Genomic DNA, 18,985 nt, shown 5'->3' with positions numbered 1-18,985 from the left:
TCTCACGTCTCCGTCTGGGCGTCGAAACGTCGTTGAGCCCGGTCGAGGATGTCGTCGGGATCAAGGCCACGGGCAGCAGTCCAGTGCAGCAGGTCCGCGATCAGTTCAACCGCCGACTCCTCGATCCCAATACTTCGCGAAATCCCCAGAAGCCCAGCGCTACAGCTAGGCCCCCGATAGGCCTCAAGCGCCTCAGCAGCACGCTCAATGCGTCGGCAAGCCTGGCCAGGGACGACCGGGATCTCGCACCAGACCGCCTTTCCCGCTGCCGTCATGACCGTGCCCCAGTCCACCGCCAGCGTGGAGAGCAAGTGGAGTCCCCGACCGCACTCCTCATCGCAGCCCGCAGTCTTGAGCGACGGCATCTCCCGGCTCTTGTCATGGACTTCAAGCCGGAGCCGCTCCCCCGTCCGCTCAAGAATCAGAGTCGCTGAGGTGCCCTCACCCACGTGCTTGACGACGTTCGTCGCCAGCTCGGTGACGAGCAGCTCTGTTTCGTCAGCGGCAGCAGTCACACCCCACCGGCCGAGTTGCTTTGCGGCCGCTCTCCGGAGCAGGCGCACTTCAGCCGGCGCTGCCTCGAAGGGCAACACACAGCGGAGTCGGGGTTCGGCGTCCTCGTAGCCAGGCATGGCCAGTCCTCCCTCCCAAGCCACACAAGTGCTGCGCCTGCCGTGTCCGAACGGCAACACTGCGTAGCGGTCTGCGAGCGAGCATGGCACAGAGAAGTCTCACTATGTAACTTCTCATAAAAATCCATCGGGTGAATCTGATGGTGGCTCCGCCTCTCAGCTGCCTAGCCTGAGGAGGATCTGGGGCCGGCAGCCCGGCCCGCTCGAAGGAGACGCATGTCGGAACGGACCACAACCCGCCGCCGTCAACTCGGCGCGATGATGCGCAAGTTGCGCGCCCGCAGGGGAATGACCCTTGAGGAGGCCGGGCAGCTCGTCGGCGTTTCCAAGGCGACGGTCAGCCGGTACGAAACGCAAGCCGGGCCAGTCAAGTGGGTCATCGTCGATGCGCTCTGCCGTGAGTACGGCGCGACTGACACCGAACGCAAGGCCGTTGTCGGACTCGCCAAAGACGCCAAGCAGCAAGGCTGGTGGAGTTCCTTCGCCGACTCCATCCCCGAGAGCATGAACCTGCTGCTGACACTCGAGGACGAGGCCGTACGGGAGAGCCACTTCTCCTGCGTCTACGTGCCTGGCCTGCTGCAAACGCGCGCCTACAGCACCGCGCTGCAGAAGGCGAACGAAGTCCCCCTGGAACCAGCGGAGATCGAGCGTCTGGTCGACATCCGCATGAAGCGTCAGGAGATCCTCGCCCGCCCAAAGCCACTGCACCTATGGGCGATCCTTGACGAGTCCGTGATCCGTCGTGTCGTCGGATCGCCCCAGACCACGAAGGAGCAGCTCGGCCGCCTCCTTGAGGCCAACGAGTCCCCTCACATAACGCTGCAGGTTCTGCCCTTCTCGAAAGGGGCTCACGCTGCGGCGCTTGGAAGCTTCGTCATCATCGGCGGAGCTGAGCCGACGCTCGACGTGGTCTACGTCGACTTCCACACCGGCTCCCTCTTCCTGGAGAAGGACGAAGAGCTGGACCGATACAGACTTGCGTTCGAGTACCTCCGGGCACAAGCGTTGGACATGGAGGCGTCCTCCGTCATGATCCAACGCGCCCGCAAGGAGCTCTGAATGCCTACGGCTGCTCAGCCCGTCCCCGAACCCGCCTGGTTCAAGTCGTCGTACAGCGGCGGCAACACGACCGAATGCGTCGAGGCGGCTTTCACTCCGAGCGGGGTTCTCGTCCGGGACTCGAAGTGCCCCCCACGCGGACATCTCGCGATATCCGCGGAGGCGTGGGCCGGCTTCGTGGCCCAGGAACGCCGCGTCTGCTGAGGGGCAGGTACTTGAGAGCGCGCTGACGGCTCGGCCAGGGGGTTCGTTCTGGCGAGGGCGTACGCGGGATTATTCGACACGGGGGTGGCGAGATGGCAGAGAACCCACAACCTCCGGCCGGCCTACCGCCAGCCGAGCTGGCCCGCTGGGTTCAAGGTCAGCTCACAGCCGGGATGGAGTGGTCAGAGATCCGCAGGGCCCGCTTCCGTCGGTCCGCCTCGGTGGTCAAGGTGCTTGGCCTGGCCTTGTCGATCGCCTCAACAGTGATCTTGGGTCTACAAGATCTCAATTTCTGGGCCGGTCTGGCGTTCTCCCTAGGGGCCGTTGGAGTCGCTGTAAGCGCGGTCGAACCGTTCTTCAACTGGAGAGCTCGATGGTTACTCATGGAAGAGTCGGAGGTCAGACTCCGCCGCATCAGGGACGAGCTCGACTACTTTCTCGCCCGAACAGCTCCTGACCTCATACGAGTTGAGGATGTCGATCCCTTCTTCCACCGAGCACAAGAAGTCTGGACCGACATCAGCCGTCGCTGGCTCGATCAGCGCCATACAGAGCGACGGGAAGGCTGATACGTATCCAGCCACTGTGCTTCAGGTTCCACGGCATCGGCGTCAGCCGCGGCGCGCCGCTACAGCCGCCGTATATGTCTTCCGAGTCAGATCTTCAGGCACCCGGCTCTGATGGAGGCGCAGAACCCGGTGGGCACGTCAGCGCGCTCACGCCCGCCTGGACCGCCCATCGCCCCGTAACCCGGCTACCAACCCGTCCGCTTGCGCAGACTCCACCCCACCCCAGGAATCATCACCCCCGCAGCAACAAGATGCAGCCCGATCAAAGCCCCCACCGTCGCACCGTCTCCCCCCGACAGCACAGGCGGGACCAACGACACCGCCGTCAGCGACACCGTCGTCCACACGAACCGTTCCGCGGGCCGAGTGCTCCACCGGAGCAGGGCTACGGCGATGACGACGCCCACCACCGAGAAGGAGCCGCTCACCACCGCGAACCCGGCCAACGGGATCGTCTCGCCGCCCTCCGGGACCTCGAAGTCGATGCCGACGGCCTGGGCGAGCGCGGCGGCAAGAGTGGTGGCCGATGTGGCCGCGAGGGTGGCGAGGAAGCCGGTGACTGCGAGCATGCGGAATCGGTGAGGGCGGCTGCGGCGGGCCGATGCCGGATCTGCGACGACCCCGCTGTCCTTCATGCCGGTCATGCCATTCCTTCCCCATTCGACGTCATTCGACGTCTGACTTACGGCTGTGTATCGACAGGCACGCGATGTTCCTGGCCCGGGGTCACCACCCGCACCCTCGCCGTCCAACGCCCGGGATTCCGCAGCGCCCGCACCCCGGTCCCCCGCAGCCAGAACCCCGCGCCGCGCCCCAGAACCGGCCCGGGCTCGCCGTCGCGCAGCTCCAGCTGGACGCGCCCGCGGGTGACGATGCCGTACGCGTCGTGCCAGTCCGCCGGGATCACCGTGAGACGCGAGCCGCCGCGCAGCACAAGCGTCCGCACCCCGACTACTCCGTGCTGTCCGCCGGGAGGCGTTCCGGCAGGTCCAGGCGTGGGAACTGGTCGTCGTGGAAGGTGGTGATCTCGGTGATCGCGCCGTCGGTGATGCGCAGGACGTCGATGGTCAGGGGCAGGTAGGCGTTCTCCTGCGGCTGCCAGAGGTAGAAGGCGACGGCGGGCTGGCGGTTGGCGGAGGTGAGGACGGGGCGCAGGCCCTTCATGTCCTCGAAGCCGCTCTCGGTCCAGTAGTCGACGACCGTGTCGCGGCCGACGTAGAGGCCCGGGGTGGGCGGCATCGACGTGCGGACGTCGTCGCGGAGCATCGCGGTCAGGGCCGGGATGTCCGTGGCGACGCTGGCGTCGGTGTAGCGGCGCACCAGTTCGCGTGTGCCGGCGTCTTCCTCGCCGCCGGTCCAGTCCTGGCGCTCGGCGGGCAGGCGTTCCCGCAGGCCGGCGCGGGCGCGTTGCAGGGCGCTGTTCACGGAGTTGACGGAGTCTCCGAGGAGCTGTGCGACCTCCTTCGCCGGCCAGCCGAGGACGTCCCGCAGGATCAGTACGGCCCGGGGGCGCGGCGCGAGGTGCTGGACGGCGACCAGGTACGCCAGTTCGATCGTCTCCCGGGCGACAGCGAGGGTCTCGGGCTCGTCCGTCTCGCCCGCGGGCAGTTCGTCGAGCAGGCGGTCCGGGTAGGGCTGGAGCCACGGCACCTCGCCGCCTGTCGCGGGTTCCGGGCGGCGTTTGGCGAGCAGGTCCAGGCAGGCGTTGGTGGCGATGCGGTACAGCCAGGCCCGGAACGTCGACCGTCCCCCGAAGGTCTCCCGCCGCCGCCAGGCCCGTAGGAACGTCTCCTGCACGGTGTCCTCGGCGTCCTCGAACGACCCGAGCATCCGGTAGCAGTGCACGTGCAGCTCCCGCCGGTGCCGCTCCGCCAGGCCCGAGAACGTCGGCTCGTCGACCTCGGCCAGGCCGCTTCCCTCCAGGCCGCTTCCCTCCAGGCCGCCGCTCTGCAGACGGCTTCCGTCCAGGCTGCTTCCCTCCAAACGGACTCCGTCCAGGCCGCCGCCGCTCTCCACACCGCCGCCGTCCAAGCCGCTTCCGCCCGGCTCCCCCCGGCTCATGTCCGTACTCATCACGTCGTCGTCCTTCCGCCTCGTCATGTCCCGTCGGAGGGCTGTCGTAGGTATGACGGGAACGGGCGCGACAACTCATCACCAGGGTCGTTCGGGGCGGAGGCCGCCTGGGGTCCGGGCCGGTGGTTCTACGGCTCGTCGAGACGCCGGAGCGCGGGCTCGGCATCGCGGAACGCGAGTGGTCTGCCCGGCTCGCCGCCCGTCAGGGGCCCCGGTGACCGATGCCACGCCCCGCAACAGCCCACGCCACGCCCCGCGACAACCCACGCCACGATCCACCGTGGCCCATGCCACGCGGGACCGTTTCCGGCGTCGGCACGACACCTCCCGGCAGGCATCACCGCAGGTCACCCCACTCACACCCACCACCTGTCCGGCACCCCGAGCCGGACAGTGCAGGATAGACTCATGACAACCAAGGTCTACTTCGACATCACGATCAACGGCGAGCCCGCGGGCCGTATCAACTTCAACCTCTTCGACGACGTCGTCCCGAAGACGGCGGAGAACTTCCGCGCGCTGGCCACCGGCGAGAAGGGCTTCGGTTTCGCCGGGTCCTCGTTCCACCGGGTCATCCCGGACTTCATGCTTCAGGGCGGCGACTTCACCGCCGGCAACGGTACGGGCGGCAAGAGCATCTACGGCGAGAAGTTCGCCGACGAGAACTTCAAGCTCAAGCACGACCGTCCGGGCCTGCTGTCCATGGCCAACGCCGGCCCGAACACCAACGGCTCGCAGTTCTTCGTCACCACGATCGTGACGGACTGGCTGGACGGCAAGCACGTCGTGTTCGGCGAGGTCGCCGACGAGGCCAGCATGGCGGTCGTGAAGAAGATCGAGTCGCTCGGCTCGCGCAGCGGTGCGACCTCGGCGAAGATCACCATCGCCGAGTCCGGTCAGCTCTGACCTCTGCGATCCCTGTGAACGGCCGGTGCGGTGTCGATCGCCCCGGCCGTCGCGTATTCCGCGCGCGCATCTCGCAGCTCGTCGTCGGAGGCGGGAACTCCTTTTAACCCGGCTCGCTTTGAGTAGCAGTACTCATGCTCGGCCCTTTGATCACGCCGATGCTTCAGGCATGAGACGACGACTTACCAGATCCGCCGGGAAGCACAGCGTTTTCGGTCGTACGACGTTGGCGGCGCTGTGTGTGCTGGGACTTGCCGCCTGTGGGAGCGAGCAGGCGGGCGACAGGGCAGCGGGAGACAGGGCGGCGGCCGCCCAAGCCCACAGCCGGGTCGCGACCTCACCCCCCGCCACAGCGCCCGACTCCAACCTCGCCTCCGACTCCAACCCCGCCCCCGACTCCGCCTCCGCCTCCGCCTCCGAGGAAACCGAAGGCCTCGCGCCCCTCGCCTACATGGAACTCCTCCTCGACATCGCCGAGCCCTGTCTGCCCTCGGACCTGCCCACCTCGTTGCCGTCGGAGGAGTTGGCGGAACTGGAGAAGGTGGAGGAGAGGGAACTCGGCGGCACGGTCCCGCCCGAGGAGCCCGCTCCGGTGCCCCTGCCGGACGAACCGGTGCCGAGCAGTGAGCCCCGCGACCCCGAGAAGGCCGCGCAGGAGACGGAACTGAGTTCCGTGGAGAAGTGCGAGGCCCCTCTCCACGCCGAGCGCGTCACTGCCGCCCTCGAGAAGACCCCCGACCCGACCCCGGCACAGGTCGCCGAGACCCTGCGCGGCCTCGGTTACATCGACGACGCCGTCCACGGACCCCAACGCGCCGACGACGCCGACACCGACACCGGCGCCGGCGCCGTCGAGTTCATCCTCGACCTGCGCATGTTCGACAGCGGGCTATGCCTGTCAGGCAGCACCACCGGCACCAGGACGACGATCGAGGCGTACGGCGGCTCCCCGGAGGTCGAGTGCGCGGACGTACGACGCACGAGCTGACCGGCGCGAGCGGCGGAAGAGCTCAGCTCCCCTGAACTTCCCAGTCGGCGCGGGTGAGTTGATACTCCACCTCTCCCGCCTCCGATCCCTCGATCATCTCCGGCCAGTCGCCGTGGAAGTTCCGTACGAAGGTCAGTCCCGCCTTCTCCATCACGCGCCGGGACCGGAGGTTCACGGACATCGTGTTCGCGGTGACCCGCTCGACGCCCAGTTCCGCGAACCCCTTGTCGATCAGCGCCCGGCAGGCCTCGGTGGCGTAACCCCGGCCCCAGGCGGCCTTGTTGAGCCGGTACCCCAGCTCCACGGTCTCGGTGCTGTGCTCCTCCAGCGGCCGGAACTCGAACCAGCCCAGGAAGACCCCCGTGTCCTTCTCCTCCGCCGCCCAGAAGCCACGGGTGCCGAGGCACGGGTAGTCGTGGAGGAAGTGCGGGAGGGTACGGGTGCGGATGGCGTCGAGGGAGGTCGGCTTGCCGCCGTTGAGGTAGCGCATGACGTCGGCGTCGTTGTCCAGCGCGAACAGGGCGGCGGAATCGGAGTCTGCCTCGGTGAAGGCGCGCAGCCGCAGCCGATCGGTGGTCAGGAAGACATGCATGGCGCGCTCCTCGTCATCGTCCGGCGGATGCGTCAGCGGCCATTTGTCTCACACTCCCGATCCAGGAGCCGCACGAACTCGTCCATCGCGACCGCCAGTTGTTCCGGCTGCTCCAGGTGTACGTCATGTCCGGCTCCCGGTACGACGGTCACCCGCACGTCCGGGCGCAGCGCCCGCATGTCCGCCGCCTCCGTCGGACGCATGGTGCCGTTCCCGCCCTGCACCACGAGTGTCGGGCAGGTGATCCGGGACCACTCCTGCCAATAGGCGTTCTCGGCCAGTTCGGCCAGCGACTCCACCATCCGGTCCGGGTCGAAGCGCGGATACCAGCCGTCCGCCCGCTGCTCCAGCCCTCGCGCCCACGCCTCGTGCCCCAGAAACCTCTCGGCCTCCGCCACCGACCCGAACGGTGTCGGCCAGCTCTCCAGCCATCCCGCGATCTGCCCCGGCACCTCCGGACTGGGCCCGGCCGGCCCCGCCTCCACGAGGACCAGCCCGGCCACCAGCTCCGGCCGTCGCGACGCCAGCAGCATCGCCGTATGCCCGCCCAGGGACTGCCCGACCAGCGTCACGGCACCCAGCCCCAGCCCCTCGATCAGGGCCGCCGCGTCATCGACGTACGCCGCTCTGGTCACCGTCGGCGGGCGGCGGGTGCTGGCGCCGTGGGCGCGGGCGTCGTAGGTCACGACGCGGAAACCGGATGCGAGGAGGTGCGGGGTGAGGGCGTCCCACTCGCCCATGTGTCCGGCGAGGCCGTGGAGGAGGACGGCGGTGCGGGAGGCGGGGTTGGAGTGGGGGCGGGGGTGGTCGCGGTAGGCGAGACGGGTGCCGTCGGGCGTGGCGATGTGACGCAAGGTGTCCCCCGTTGGTCGAACGTATCCCCGGTTCAGGAGATCACGCCGGGAAGGTTAGCCTCGGGACATATCGAACGGGCATGGGCAGCACGGGACAGCAACTCGGGACAGCAGCTCGGGACAGGCAGCTCGGAATGGGCGGAGGAGACATGGCGAAGGTTCCCAGCGCGGTGGTCGCGGCGGGTGGGCTCGTCGGGGGGTACGGCGTGGCCCGGTGGACCAGGAAGCGGCAGTTGGGCGGGGTCGTGCTCGCCGCCGCCGGGGCCGCGGCGGCGCAGCAGTGGCGGCGGCAGGCGGGCGGGAAGGCGGCGGGGGCGTTGACGGCGGCGTATGTCGCGGCGTTCGCGGGGTCGCATCCGCTGGCGAAGAAGGTGGGCGCCTGGCCGGCCGTGTTCGGGGTGGCCGGGGCGGTGGCCCTGGCTTCGTGGGCGGTGGCAGATCGGCAGGGCTGAGGGACGGGCGGTGGGGGACACGCGGGGGCGGGCTTGAGGCTCGGCATCACCGAGCACCGGGTGCGGCTCGGTGCGGAGGAGTACCGGGTGCTGCGCACCGCCGGGCTGCGCCGGGCCCGCTGCTACGACGCCGGGCGTTGGGTGGAGGTGTGGGTGGACCGGGCCGCCGCGGCCGAACTGGCGGCGGCCTGGCTGCTGGCCGCGCGGTCGCCGCGTTCGCTGGTGCATCTCCCCTTGCGCGGGCGCGGTGAGCGGCCGCGGATCGGGCGGCCGCTTCCTGAGCCGCATCAGGCCCGTGACCTGCTGCTCGTGCATCACTCACGGCAGTTTCCGACGTCCCGGTGGAAGGAGGTGCGGGGGCGGCTCGGGCACGGGAGTCCGCGCACCGTCGAGTTCCGGGCGGCCGATTTCCCCTCAGGGGCGGACCGGGCCGGGCCCGAGAGCCTGCACGCCGGGTTCCATGACCGGCTGCGGCTGACCATCGCCGCCGGGACGCTGGTGCTGACCGGGAGCGCACTCGCCTTCGCGGACGTCGCCGCGGACTTCCTCGACCTGGCCGACACCGGTCCCGCCGAACACCGCCGACGGCAGGGGAACGGCGGGCACGCGTGCGTCGAACTCCGGCCGTCGTCGGGGCTGTTGGACCGCTCGATGCCCGCGATGCATGTCGAGTACTGCCCGGACTGGGAGCCCGTACCGGCCACCGCCGGACCAGCCACCGCCGGACCAGCCACTGCCTGACTGGCCACGGTCTGACCGGTCACCGCCTGACCGGCCGGGCGGGTGGGCCCCGCCGTAATCCGCTTGACCCTGGCCCGGGTTGACGTTGCACTGTGGCGGGGCGCCGCCGGGCCATGGTGCCCGTACGGATGCCGGGGTGCCGGCAACAGGGGAAGGCAGCGGCAGCGATGGAGATCCGTCCCACGACCGACCAGGACCTCGACGTCTTCATCGACACGATGCATGCCGCGTTCGGGATGTTCCCGGAGACTCCGGCCGAGGACGGCGGCGGGGTCTGGTGGGCGGCGTTCGAGGTGGACCGCGGGCTGCTCGCGACGGCGGAGGACGGGCGGCCCGTGGGTACCGCGGCGGCGTACTCCTTCGAGCTCACGCTGCCCGGTGAGGTCGTCGTCCCGGTCGGCGGGGTGACCGCGGTCGGCGTGCTGCCCTCGCACCGGCGGCAGGGGGTTCTCGGCGCGATGATGCGGCGTCAGCTCGGCGAGCTGCGGGACCGCGGTGAGTGTCTCTCCGTGCTGCTGGCCTCCGAGGCGCTGATCTACCGCAGGTTCGGCTACGGGCCGGCGACCTACACCCAGAAGCTGACCGTGCCGCGGCATCGGGGCGCCCTCGCCCTTCCCCGGGCGGGCGGGGAGGAAGAAGCCCCCGCGGACGACGGCACGATCGAGGTGGTGCGACGGGCCGACTGCGGGCAGGTCCTGGAGGAGGTCTACGACCGGTACCGCCGCGCCCAGCCCGGCGCGCTGTCCCGGCCGCATCGCTGGTGGGAGAGGCGCGCGGGGCAGCCGCCGATCGCTCCGGCGCAGCGGTACATCGCCGTGCACCGGGATGCCGATGGTGTTCCGGACGGGTACGCCAGCTATACGGTCGGCGACCCCGACCGAACCCTGACGGTCGACGAGACGATCGCCGCCGACGACGCCGTCTTCACGGCCCTGGCCGGGTATCTGCTCCGGCACGACCTGGTCAAGCAGATCGTGTTCAAGCACCTCCCGCCCGGGCATCCGCTGCCCTGGCAGTTGGAAGACTTCCGTGGCGGGGAGGTGAGCGGCCACACGGACTGGCTCTGGGTACGGCTCCTCGACATCCCACGGGCACTGACCGCACGCGGCTGGGTCACGGACGGCGAGCTCGTCCTCGACGTCGACGACCCGTTCCTCGGCGAGCACGGCCGCTGGCTGCTCACCGTCGCGAACGGCAAGGCCGACTGCGTCCCGACGGACCGCGATCCCGACCTCTCCCTGGACGTGTCCGACCTGGGCTCGATCTACCTCGGCGGCACCACCCCGAGCACCCTCGTACGCGCCGGCCACATCCGGGCCCACCACCCGGAGGCGGCGACCGTCGCCGACGCCCTGTTCCGCGCGGAACGGCCCCCGCACTGCCTGCACTGGTTCTAGTCGGTACGGGGGCGGAGTCGGTACGGAGTCGGAGTCGATACGGGGTCGGGGCCGGAGACGGTCACCCCACGGCCGCCTCCCCGCTCCCCGCCCGACCTCACCGCCCCGCCCGACTCACCGCCCCCAAGCCATCTCAAGCCATCTCAAGCCGTAGCCGCCCGAGCCCCGGCGGACCCGTCCCCCTTCCCCTTACGCGCCCCCGCACCCGCCCCCGTCCCCGTCCCCGCGCCCGTCTTCACCACCGCCGAAGCCGCCGCAGTCAGCGGCCGGGCGATGTCCTCCAGCGACCGGCGTTCCGCCCGTACCGCCAGTGCCGCGGCCACCAGTCCCGCCGCGCACATCAGCGCGGCGCCGACCTGGAAGGCGAGCACGGTGTCGCCGACGCGGCCCGTCCCGGTCAGGTCCGCGAAGAGCATCGGTCCGCTGATGCCGCCCGCCGCGGTGCCCAGTGCGTAGAAGAAGGCGATGGACATGGCCCGGGTCTCCATCGGGAAGATCTCCGACACCGTCAGATACGCGCTCGACGCCCCCGCCGAGGCGAAGAACAGCACCGCGCACCAACAGGCCGTCAGCGTCCCCGCGTCCAGGGCCCCCCGGTCGAACAGCCAGGCCGTGCCGAAGAGCAGCAGCCCGGACAGCAGATAGGTCGACGAGATCATCACCCGCCGCCCGACCGTGTCGAACAGCTTCCCCAGCAGCAGCGGGCCCATGAAGTTGCCGATGGCGATCACCGCGAAGTAGTAACCCGTACTGCCCGTGGGGACGTCGTAGAACTTCGTCAGGATCGCGCCGAAGCCGAAGGTGATGGCGTTGTACAGGAACGCCTGCCCGATGAAGAGCGCGAACCCCAGCACCGCCCGCCGCCGGTACTTCGAGAACACGGTCCGGGCGATCTCCAGGAACGTCACGCTCCGCCGCTGGTGGATCGTGAGCTCGGCGTCCGGCGACGGCTCCGGCAGCCGCTCCCCCCGCTCCGCCTCGACCTGCCGTTCGATGCCGGAGACGATCCGTTCCGCCTCCTCCTCGCGGCCGTGGATCAGCAGCCACCTCGGGCTCTCCGGTACATGACGTCGTACGAGGAGTATCACCAGTGCCAGCACCGCGCCCAGTGCGAACGTCAGGCGCCAGCCCACGTCCTTGGCCAGTACGGACGTGTCCAGTGCGACGATCGACAGCAGCGAGCCGCCCACCGCGCCCAGCCAGAAGCTGCCGTTGATCATCAGGTCGACCCGGCCCCGGTACTGCGCCGGGATCAGCTCGTCGATGGCCGAGTTGATCGCCGCGTACTCGCCGCCGATCCCGAACCCGGTCAGGAACCGGAAGGCGAAGAACCACCAGGTGGAGAAGGAGACGGCGGTGAGTGCCGTCGCCGCGAGATACACGGCCAGCGTGATCATGAACAGCTTCTTGCGGCCCCATTTGTCCGTCAGCCGGCCCCAGAAGAGTGCCCCCGCGCACGCCCCCGCCACATACAGCGCCGCCGCGAGGCCGGTCACCTCGCCGGAGGTGATCGGCAGTCCGCTGCCCGGCTCCGACAACCTCCCCGCGATGTTGCCGACGACCGTCACCTCCAGGCCGTCGAGGATCCACACGGTGCCCAGTCCGACGACGATGGACCAGTGCCAGCGCGACCATGGGAGACGGTCGAGTCGCGCGGGGATGTTCGATGTCACGGTCCGGCCGGTCTCGGCCTCGGCGGTGGTCATGGGCTCCCTCCTCATCGAGCGGAACTCCGGAACGAGTGAGAAAACGCGTGAGAAAACGCGTGAGAACTCGTGCCGGGTGCCCAGGAGGGGCGGGGCCTACGCCCCCAGCGCCCGCGACAGCGTGTAGATCAGCAGCCCCGCGAGCGAGCCCACCACCGTGCCGTTGATCCGGATGAACTGCAGGTCCCGCCCGATGTTCGCCTCGATCTTCTTCGTGGTGTGCTCGGCGTCCCAGCTCGCCACCGTGTCCGTGATCAGCGAGGTGACCTCGCGGCGGTACGTCGTCACCACGTACACCGCCGCGCCCTCGACCCAGCCGTCCACCTTGGCCTGCAGCCGGGGCTCGACCGCCATCCGCGCCCCCAGCGACAGCAGCGACGCCCGCACCCGCAGCCGCAGCTCACTGCGCTCGTCCTCGGCCGCGGCCACGATCATCGACCGTACGGCGGTCCAGGCGGACGCGATCAGGTCCTGGACCTCGCCGCGCCCGAGCACCTCGCCCTTGAGCCGCTCGACCCGCGCGCGTGTGTCGGTGTCGGACTGGAGGTCGGAGGCGAAGTCGGTCAGGAAGCGGTCGAGCGCGCCTCGGGCCGGGTGCGAGGGCATGTCCCGCATCTCCGTCACGAACCGCAGCAGCTCCTTGTAGACGCGCTCGCCGACCCGCTTGTCCACGAACCGCGGGGTCCATCCGGGTGCACCGCCCTGGACTGCGCCCATGACCTGCTCGTCGTGCAGGACCAGCCAGTCGTGCGCCCGCGTCACGACCAGGTCCACGACCCGCTTGTGTCCGCCGTCCGCGACGACCTTCTCCAGCATCTTCCCGATGCCCGGCGCGATCTCCTGCGCGTCGGCCCGACGGGTGATCGCCTCCCCGACCACCGCCTGCACATCGGAGTCACGCAGCACGGTCAGCGCGCCGCGCAGGGCGGCCGACAGCTCGGCCGTCACCCGGTCGGCGTGCTCGGGTTCCGCCAGCCACGCACCCAGCCGGCTGCCGATGCCGACCGCCCGCAGCCGCTGCCGTACGACGTCCTCGGAGAGGAAGTTCTCCCCGACGAACTCGCCCAGCGAGACGCCCAACTGGTCCTTCTTGGTCGGGATGATCGCCGTGTGCGGGATGGGCAGGCCGAGCGGCCGCCGGAACAGGGCCGTCACCGCGAACCAGTCGGCCAGCGCGCCGACCATGCCGGCCTCCGCGGCCGCGGCGACATAGCCCGTCCACGCGCCCGCGCCCTCGTGCGAGGCCCACTTGGCGAGGACGTACACCACCGCCACGAACAGCAGCAGCCCGGCCGCCGTGAGCTTCATCCGGCGTACGCCGCGCTGCTTCTCCTCGTCCGCTGCGCTGAACGCGGTCATCGCACGGTTAACCCTGGCGGCCGGGCGGGCATGCTGCTCCACGTCAGTGGTATCCGATTCGCCTGGTTTCGTGTGTTCCATCCACTCCACCCGTTCGTGATCCCTTACACACATTGTCCCTTCCTGACCGACTCCCGGAACGGAACAGGAGTTCCCGGCGTCTGTCAGGTCGACGTGATCGACATGTTCGACGTGATCGCCGTGATCGACGTGTTCGACGTGCTCGACGGCAGGGGGGCCGGTCAACTCCCCCTCATCTCATGACGCATCATGAGATGATCACATCGGAGCCCCGGGCTCCCGTCCGCCCGAGGAGAACCGCACCGCATGACCAGGCAGCGTGGTTGTGCCCTGCTTTCGGGGATCGTCGCCCTGATCGTGGCGCTCTCCGCCGCCCTGTACGTCGGTGTCGCCGCCGACGACGGCAGCGGCCGGCGGAACACCGTCGTCCAGGGGCCCGCCCCGCACAACTCCGCCGCCCCCGCCTCCACCGGCACCTGGGTCGGCGCCTGGTCCACCTCCCCTGCGGCCGCCGAGCCCAGGACGGAGACCGAGGGCATGGCGGGCCGCTCCGTGCGCAACATCGTGCACGCCTCCGCCGGAGGTACGAGTGCCCGCGTCACGCTGTCCAACCTCTACGGCCAGTCGCCGCTGACCGTCACCCATGCGTCGATCGCCCTCGCCGCGGCGAAGGACACGGCCGCGGCGGCCGCCGACACCATGCGGCGCCTCACCTTCGGCGGCAACACGACAGTCGTGATCCCCGCGGGCGGCCAGGTGACGAGCGACGCGGTACGCGTCACGATCGCGTACGGCAGTGACGTCCTCGTCACCACCTACTCCCCCACCCGGTCGGGGCCGGTCACCTACCACCGGCACGCCCGCCAGGTCTCGTACCTCGCCGACGGGGACCTCACCGAGGACGTGACGGGGACGGCGTACACGGAGGAAACCCCCTCCTGGCGCTACCTCACCGCCCTGGACGTGCTGAGCAACGAGGCCGACGGCACGGTCGTCGTCCTCGGCGACTCGCTCACCGACGGCATCACCTCCACCGAGGGCGCCAACCGCCGCTGGACCGACGTCCTTTCGGACCGGCTGCGCAGCGCGATCGAGTCCGGCGCCGACCTGCCCCGCTACAGCGTCGTCAACCAGGGCATCAGCGGCAACCGCGTCCTCACCAGCGGCCTCGGGCGCCCCGCCGAGAACCCGAGCGGCCTCGACCGCTTCGCACGGGACGTGCTCGGCCGCCCCAACGTCAAGGTCGTCGTCATCGACCTCGGCGTCAACGACATCCTCCGCAACCCCGCCCTCGCCGACCCCGACCAGATCCTCGACGGCCTGCGCACCATGGTCCGCCAGGCCCACGCCCGCGGCATCAAGGTCATCGGCGCCACCCTGATGCCCTTCCAGGGCCACCGGGGCTACACCGACGCCCGCGAGGACGTCCGCCAGCAGATCAACGCGACGATCCGCGACGGGCACGTGTACGACGCGGTCGCCGACTTCGACAAGGCGATCAGAGACCCGTACAACCCGAGAAGGCTGCGGTCGGACTACGACTCGGGCGACCATCTGCACCCGAGCGACAAGGGGTACGCACAGATGGGGGAAGCGCTGAACCTGGAGGACTTGAAGGGCTCGGCCCCGGCGGAGCTGTGATCGGCCTCAGCCGAGCAGTCTGCGGACAGGCGTGCCGCTAGGGGCGGCACGGGTGGGCGCTGGGGGTCCCCCCTCTGGGGGAGGCACCCCGCCGGCGCCGGGCCGCGCGACCCACCCGGCCCCAGCCCCCCACGCCGCCCCGCCTCAGTACTCGTCGTGCCGATCCCGACGATCCCGCCCGTCATGCCGGTCCCGCATCAGATCCCGATGCCCCTCCAGCAGCCGCCGATGCGCATCCTGCACGTCCTCACGGAACGACTCGTGCAACTCCCGCATGGACGACTTACGGTCCAGCTTCTCCTGCCTGCGCTCCGCCCGAAGCCGCTGCCGCTCCGCCTTCGTCAGCTTCCGCTCGATCCCGACCCCGCCCCAGAAGGCGAACCCGGTGACGACCACCCGCGGCGCCCCCGGATCCCCCAGCACCCCGTCCTCGCGCTGGTCGAACCCGCCCATGATCCCGATCCCGCGCACCACGACCTCGACCCCCGGCGGCACGATCACATTCACCCCGCCCATGATCGCGACGCAGTTGATCTCGACCTCACGGTCCGCGAAGTTCGCCTCGCGCAGATCGATCTCCCCGCCGCCCCAGAACGCAAAGCAGTTGAACCGCTTCGGCACGGTCCAGCGCCCCTTGCGCTGAAACCCCGACATCACGGCGACGGCCCAGGTCGACGACCCCTCGCCACCGGTGATCCGGGAGGCCCAACTCCCGTCGGCCACCGGCTCCTTGACGAGGTTGACGGCAGGCCCGGCGCCCGGCGCCGTCGGCAGGTCGCGGGTGATCGGCGTCAGTTCCCCGTACGTCCGCGCCTTGTACGTCGCGTCCAGCCGTTCCTCGAACTCCTCCATGTCGAGACGGCCCTCCGCGAGGGCGTCCCGCAGGATCTCGGCGACTCGCTCACGATCGGCATCTGAGGCACGAAGTTCAGGGAGTTCGTCGGTCATACACAGAAGCCTACGAGTTCCCACCCATCCGCACTATGCAGTCGCTCTGTCTGCATACATCTTGGCGATCACCATCTCGATATCCGGCTCCCGCACCGACAGATCCACCAACGGATACTCCGCCGCGATCCGCGCCACCAACGGCGCCGCGGACTCCCCCGCAGGGAACGCCAGCCACTGCCGCGGCCCTTCCACCTTCACCACCCGTGCCGCAGGGCCCACCTCGATCGGCGGGAGCTCCCGCTCCAGGTCGACCACCAGCGTCCGCTCGCTCTCCCCCGCCTCGTGGAGCCCGGCGAGCGGACCGTCGTACATCAGACGCCCGTGGTCGATGACCATCACCCGGGAGCAGAGCTGCTCGATGTCCTGGAGGTCATGGGTGGTCAGCAGCACCGTCGTACCGCTCTCGGCGTTCAACTCCCGCAGGAATCCCCGCACCTTGGCCTTGGAGATGACGTCGAGCCCGATCGTCGGCTCGTCGAGGTACAGCACCTCGGGGTCGTGCAGCAGGGCCGCCGCGATGTCGCCCCGCATCCGCTGCCCGAGGGAGAGTTGACGGACCGGGACGTCCAACAGGTCGGAGAGTTCCAGGAGTTCGACGCAGCGGTCGAGGTTCTCGCGGTAACGGGCGTCGGGGATGCGGTACATGCGGTGCATCAGCCGGTACGAGTCGATGAGCGGCAAGTCCCACCACAGCGTGGTCCGCTGCCCAAACACCACCCCGATCCGGTGCGCGAGCCGGCCGCGTTCGCGGGACGGGTCGATGCCCGCCACCCGCAGCCGGCCGCCGCTCGGGGTGAGGATGCCGGTGAGCATCTTGATCGTGGTGGACTTGCCGGCGCCGTTGGGCCCGATGTAGCCGACCATCTCGCCGCGGGCCACGCTGAAGGAGATCGAGTCGACGGCCCGCACCTGCCGCCGCTCCCGCTTCATGAATCCGGTCTTCTTGCGCACGTCGAAGACCTTCTCGACGCGGTCGAGCTCGATGAATCCGTCAGCCATGACCCCTACCGTGCCCCTCAGCTCCCAGACCCCTGCCGTGTCCCTCAGCCACCATGCCCCTCAGCTCCCCGTGCTCTGATACGAGCGAAGCCCCGCCCGCCAGGCCGCCCCCGCCGCCGCACAGCACCCCGCGGCCACCAGCGGCGGCAGGAACGCCACCCACTGCGGCAGCCCGAGCGGGATCGGCAGTCCCAGCACATAGGTCGCGGGCAGCCAGTTGACGAAGGCCAGCGGCAGGACGAACGTCACCCCGCGCACCATCTCCGTCGCGAACACCGTCGGCGGGTACTGCAGCATCGTCGTACCGCCGTAGGTGAACGCGTTCTGCACCTCGGAGGCATCCTTCGCCACGAACTGGAAGGCCGCGCCCGCGATGAACACCGCGCCGAAGATCCCGGCGCCGCTGACGATCATCACCGGCATCAGCAGCAGCTTCGCCGGGGTCCAGTCGATGTCGACGGTGGCCAGCGCGTACCCCAGCACCAGCACGCCCTGGGTGATCCGGCCGAGACGGCGCAGCCCGAACTGGTCCGCCGCCATCTGCGCCAGCACCGGCGCGGGCCGCACCAGCAGCGTGTCGAGCGTGCCGTCGCGCACCCGGCGTCCGAGCTTCTCCATCGAGCCCAGCGTGAGATCGGCGAGACCGAACGCGACGCTGGACAGGCCGTACAGGAAGGCGACTTGGGGCAGGCCGTAGCCGCCGAGCCCGTCGACGCGCGAGAACATCAGCATGATCGCGACGAAGTCCAGCGAGGTCGCCGTGAAGTTTCCGAGCGTGGTCATGAAGAAGGAGAAGCGGTACGTCATCGTGGAGCGGATCCACATCGCGGAGATCATGCGGTAGGCACGGAACCCCTCGACAACCCTGCCGATCCCCGCCCCGCGCCCCACCTCCTCGGCCACCTTGCTCGCCTCGATCGCCTCGATCGACTCAGCCACCCTGCACCACCACCCGCCGCGTAGCCGCCCCCTGCACCGCCCGCCCCGCCGCCAGCAGCAGCACCGCCCACATCGCCTGGAAGGCGTACGTGCCGAGCGGATCGGCGTGTCCCATCAGCACATCCGCGGGCGCCTGGAGCAGCGAGGACCACGGCAGGACCCGTACGACCTCGCCGAGCGCGCCCGGGAAGACGTTCAGCGGCAGGATCATGCCCGAGCAGAACCAGCCGACGAACATCACCATCTGCGCCACCCCGGAGCCGTCGAGGAGCCAGAACGCGCTCAGCGCCACGAGATACCGGATCGCGAAGCTGACCAGCATCGCGAGGAGGACCGCGACCAGGAAGGCGGCCCACGTCGACACCTCCGTCGGCAGGGCCAGGTCGAAGACCAGTGCGCCGAAGACGAAGGGGACCACCCCGCGGCCGAGCAGTTCGAAGCCCGCCCGGCCCAAGTCGGCGGCGAGCCACCACAGTTGGAGGTCGGCCGGGCGGTACAGGTCGACCGCGATGTCACCCGTGCGGATGCGTTCCATCAGCTCGGTCTCGACACCTCCGCCGCCGGTGGCGACCGTCTTGAACAGCGACTGGCCGATCCACACATAGGTGACGGCCTGCGCCAGGTCGTAGCCGCCCAGATGCGGCCGCTCGTCCCACAGCGCGGTGTAGGTGTAGACGAGGATCAGGCCGAAAACGGTGTTGGTGAACACCCCGGCGGCGGTGGCGGCCCGGTAGGTCGCGTACCGTCTGAACCCGCCCGCCGCGACGGCCACGTACAACCGCCCCGAACCCACGCCACAGCCCTCCTCGGTCCGCCCTGGCACCAAAGCGCGAGAGCCTAGCCCCCGGTGGTGACGCACGCCACCCATTTTCGGGGCAGACGCGCGCCGGTCGCCGGGA

22 protein-coding genes are annotated in these 18,985 nt (G+C 69.9%); 10 read left to right on the top strand and 12 right to left on the bottom strand.

Translation table 11 applies throughout. The annotated features are described in order from the left end of the window. Nucleotides 1-2 precede the first annotated feature (2 nt). Nucleotides 3-632: an ATP-binding protein gene (locus PH203_RS11870; protein WP_289919616.1), complete on the bottom strand. Its 630-nt coding sequence runs from the start codon at nt 630-632 to the stop codon at nt 3-5. Between the two features lie 216 nt (nt 633-848). Between PH203_RS11870 and PH203_RS11865 the strand changes: the two genes are divergently transcribed. From PH203_RS11865 to PH203_RS11855, 3 genes are all read left to right on the top strand, one after another. Further along, nucleotides 849-1,694 (top strand): helix-turn-helix transcriptional regulator, encoded by an 846-nt coding sequence (locus PH203_RS11865; protein ID WP_289919614.1) that lies wholly within the window; start codon nt 849-851, stop codon nt 1,692-1,694. Next, nucleotides 1,695-1,898 carry a DUF397 domain-containing protein gene (locus tag PH203_RS11860; protein ID WP_289919611.1) on the top strand — a complete coding sequence of 68 codons (204 nt, stop codon included), beginning with the start codon at nt 1,695-1,697 and terminating at the stop codon, nt 1,896-1,898. A gap of 92 nt (nt 1,899-1,990) precedes the next feature. Next, entirely contained in the window at nt 1,991-2,467 is a 477-nt protein-coding gene (locus PH203_RS11855; RefSeq protein WP_289919609.1) for a DUF4231 domain-containing protein, read from the top strand. Between the two features lie 185 nt (nt 2,468-2,652). On the opposite strand, the gene PH203_RS11850 is transcribed toward PH203_RS11855, so the two are convergent. Genes PH203_RS11850 through PH203_RS11840 form a run of 3 tightly spaced genes read right to left on the bottom strand, consistent with a single transcriptional unit; the run spans nt 2,653 to nt 4,540 of the window. Continuing rightward, nucleotides 2,653-3,111, bottom strand: a complete 459-nt coding sequence (locus PH203_RS11850) for a DUF6069 family protein (RefSeq protein WP_289919608.1) — start codon at nt 3,109-3,111, stop codon at nt 2,653-2,655. Nucleotides 3,112-3,149: 38 nt separating this feature from the next. Further along, nucleotides 3,150-3,413 carry a hypothetical protein gene (locus PH203_RS11845; protein ID WP_289919605.1) on the bottom strand — a complete coding sequence of 88 codons (264 nt, stop codon included), beginning with the start codon at nt 3,411-3,413 and terminating at the stop codon, nt 3,150-3,152. Nucleotides 3,414-3,418: 5 nt separating this feature from the next. Then, nucleotides 3,419-4,540 (bottom strand): RNA polymerase subunit sigma-70, encoded by a 1,122-nt coding sequence (locus PH203_RS11840; RefSeq protein WP_289919603.1) that lies wholly within the window; start codon nt 4,538-4,540, stop codon nt 3,419-3,421. Nucleotides 4,541-4,948: 408 nt separating this feature from the next. Here PH203_RS11840 and PH203_RS11835 point away from each other — a divergent pair, with 408 nt between their 5' ends. Together PH203_RS11835 and PH203_RS11830 are read left to right on the top strand one after the other, a co-directional pair. Further along, the gene (locus tag PH203_RS11835) at nt 4,949-5,446 is read left to right on the top strand and encodes a peptidylprolyl isomerase (RefSeq protein ID WP_289919602.1); all 498 of its coding nucleotides are present in this window, start codon (nt 4,949-4,951) and stop codon (nt 5,444-5,446) included. Between the two features lie 169 nt (nt 5,447-5,615). After that, on the top strand, nt 5,616-6,434 hold the full coding sequence (locus tag PH203_RS11830; RefSeq protein ID WP_289919600.1) for a hypothetical protein: 819 nt from the start codon (nt 5,616-5,618) through the stop codon (nt 6,432-6,434). A 22-nt stretch (nt 6,435-6,456) separates the two neighbouring features. On the opposite strand, the gene PH203_RS11825 is transcribed toward PH203_RS11830, so the two are convergent. Beyond that, nucleotides 6,457-7,026 carry a GNAT family N-acetyltransferase gene (locus tag PH203_RS11825; RefSeq protein WP_289919598.1) on the bottom strand — a complete coding sequence of 190 codons (570 nt, stop codon included), beginning with the start codon at nt 7,024-7,026 and terminating at the stop codon, nt 6,457-6,459. A gap of 32 nt (nt 7,027-7,058) precedes the next feature. After that, on the bottom strand, nt 7,059-7,880 hold the full coding sequence (locus PH203_RS11820) for an alpha/beta hydrolase (protein ID WP_289919596.1): 822 nt from the start codon (nt 7,878-7,880) through the stop codon (nt 7,059-7,061). 149 nt (nt 7,881-8,029) lie between these two features. Between PH203_RS11820 and PH203_RS11815 the strand changes: the two genes are divergently transcribed. The 3 genes from PH203_RS11815 (at nt 8,030) to PH203_RS11805 (ending at nt 10,470) form a co-directional block, all read left to right on the top strand. After that, a complete protein-coding gene (locus PH203_RS11815) occupies nt 8,030-8,332 on the top strand; it encodes a hypothetical protein (RefSeq protein WP_289919593.1) in 303 nt (100 codons plus the stop codon). Nucleotides 8,333-8,365: 33 nt separating this feature from the next. After that, complete coding sequence (locus tag PH203_RS11810; RefSeq protein WP_289919592.1) at nt 8,366-9,073, top strand: hypothetical protein; 708 nt, start codon at nt 8,366-8,368, stop codon at nt 9,071-9,073. Between the two features lie 167 nt (nt 9,074-9,240). After that, nucleotides 9,241-10,470: a GNAT family N-acetyltransferase gene (locus PH203_RS11805; RefSeq protein WP_289919590.1), complete on the top strand. Its 1,230-nt coding sequence runs from the start codon at nt 9,241-9,243 to the stop codon at nt 10,468-10,470. 143 nt (nt 10,471-10,613) lie between these two features. Here the strand turns inward: PH203_RS11805 and PH203_RS11800 are convergent, their stop codons facing one another. Beyond that, a complete protein-coding gene (locus PH203_RS11800; protein ID WP_289919589.1) occupies nt 10,614-12,176 on the bottom strand; it encodes an MFS transporter in 1,563 nt (520 codons plus the stop codon). Between the two features lie 96 nt (nt 12,177-12,272). Further along, entirely contained in the window at nt 12,273-13,649 is a 1,377-nt protein-coding gene (locus PH203_RS11795; protein ID WP_289919587.1) for a DUF445 domain-containing protein, read from the bottom strand. Here PH203_RS11795 and PH203_RS11790 point away from each other — a divergent pair. Further along, the gene (locus PH203_RS11790; protein WP_289920233.1) at nt 13,566-13,799 is read left to right on the top strand and encodes a hypothetical protein; all 234 of its coding nucleotides are present in this window, start codon (nt 13,566-13,568) and stop codon (nt 13,797-13,799) included. The two genes, PH203_RS11795 and PH203_RS11790, sit on opposite strands and share 84 nt — an antisense overlap. A 63-nt stretch (nt 13,800-13,862) precedes the next feature. Continuing rightward, the gene (locus PH203_RS11785; RefSeq protein WP_289919585.1) at nt 13,863-15,197 is read left to right on the top strand and encodes an SGNH/GDSL hydrolase family protein; all 1,335 of its coding nucleotides are present in this window, start codon (nt 13,863-13,865) and stop codon (nt 15,195-15,197) included. A gap of 144 nt (nt 15,198-15,341) precedes the next feature. Here the strand turns inward: PH203_RS11785 and PH203_RS11780 are convergent, their stop codons facing one another. The 4 genes from PH203_RS11780 to PH203_RS11765 all read right to left on the bottom strand — a co-directional run bounded on the left by PH203_RS11780 (nt 15,342) and on the right by PH203_RS11765 (nt 18,879). Continuing rightward, nucleotides 15,342-16,145: a DUF1707 domain-containing protein gene (locus tag PH203_RS11780; RefSeq protein WP_289919583.1), complete on the bottom strand. Its 804-nt coding sequence runs from the start codon at nt 16,143-16,145 to the stop codon at nt 15,342-15,344. A gap of 33 nt (nt 16,146-16,178) precedes the next feature. Next, nucleotides 16,179-17,147, bottom strand: coding sequence for an ATP-binding cassette domain-containing protein (locus tag PH203_RS11775; protein WP_289919582.1), 969 nt, complete (start codon nt 17,145-17,147; stop codon nt 16,179-16,181). A gap of 60 nt (nt 17,148-17,207) precedes the next feature. After that, entirely contained in the window at nt 17,208-17,984 is a 777-nt protein-coding gene (locus PH203_RS11770) for an ABC transporter permease (RefSeq protein ID WP_354671242.1), read from the bottom strand. Nucleotides 17,985-18,078: 94 nt separating this feature from the next. After that, the gene (locus tag PH203_RS11765) at nt 18,079-18,879 is read right to left on the bottom strand and encodes an ABC-2 family transporter protein (protein WP_289919580.1); all 801 of its coding nucleotides are present in this window, start codon (nt 18,877-18,879) and stop codon (nt 18,079-18,081) included. Nucleotides 18,880-18,985: the final 106 nt, after the last annotated feature.

Source organism: Streptomyces sp. S.PB5, assembly GCF_030403745.1.
GTDB lineage: Bacteria > Actinomycetota > Actinomycetes > Streptomycetales > Streptomycetaceae > Streptomyces.
The sequence above is the reverse complement of the archived record's forward strand: the minus strand, read 5'-3'. Positions and strand labels throughout refer to the sequence as shown.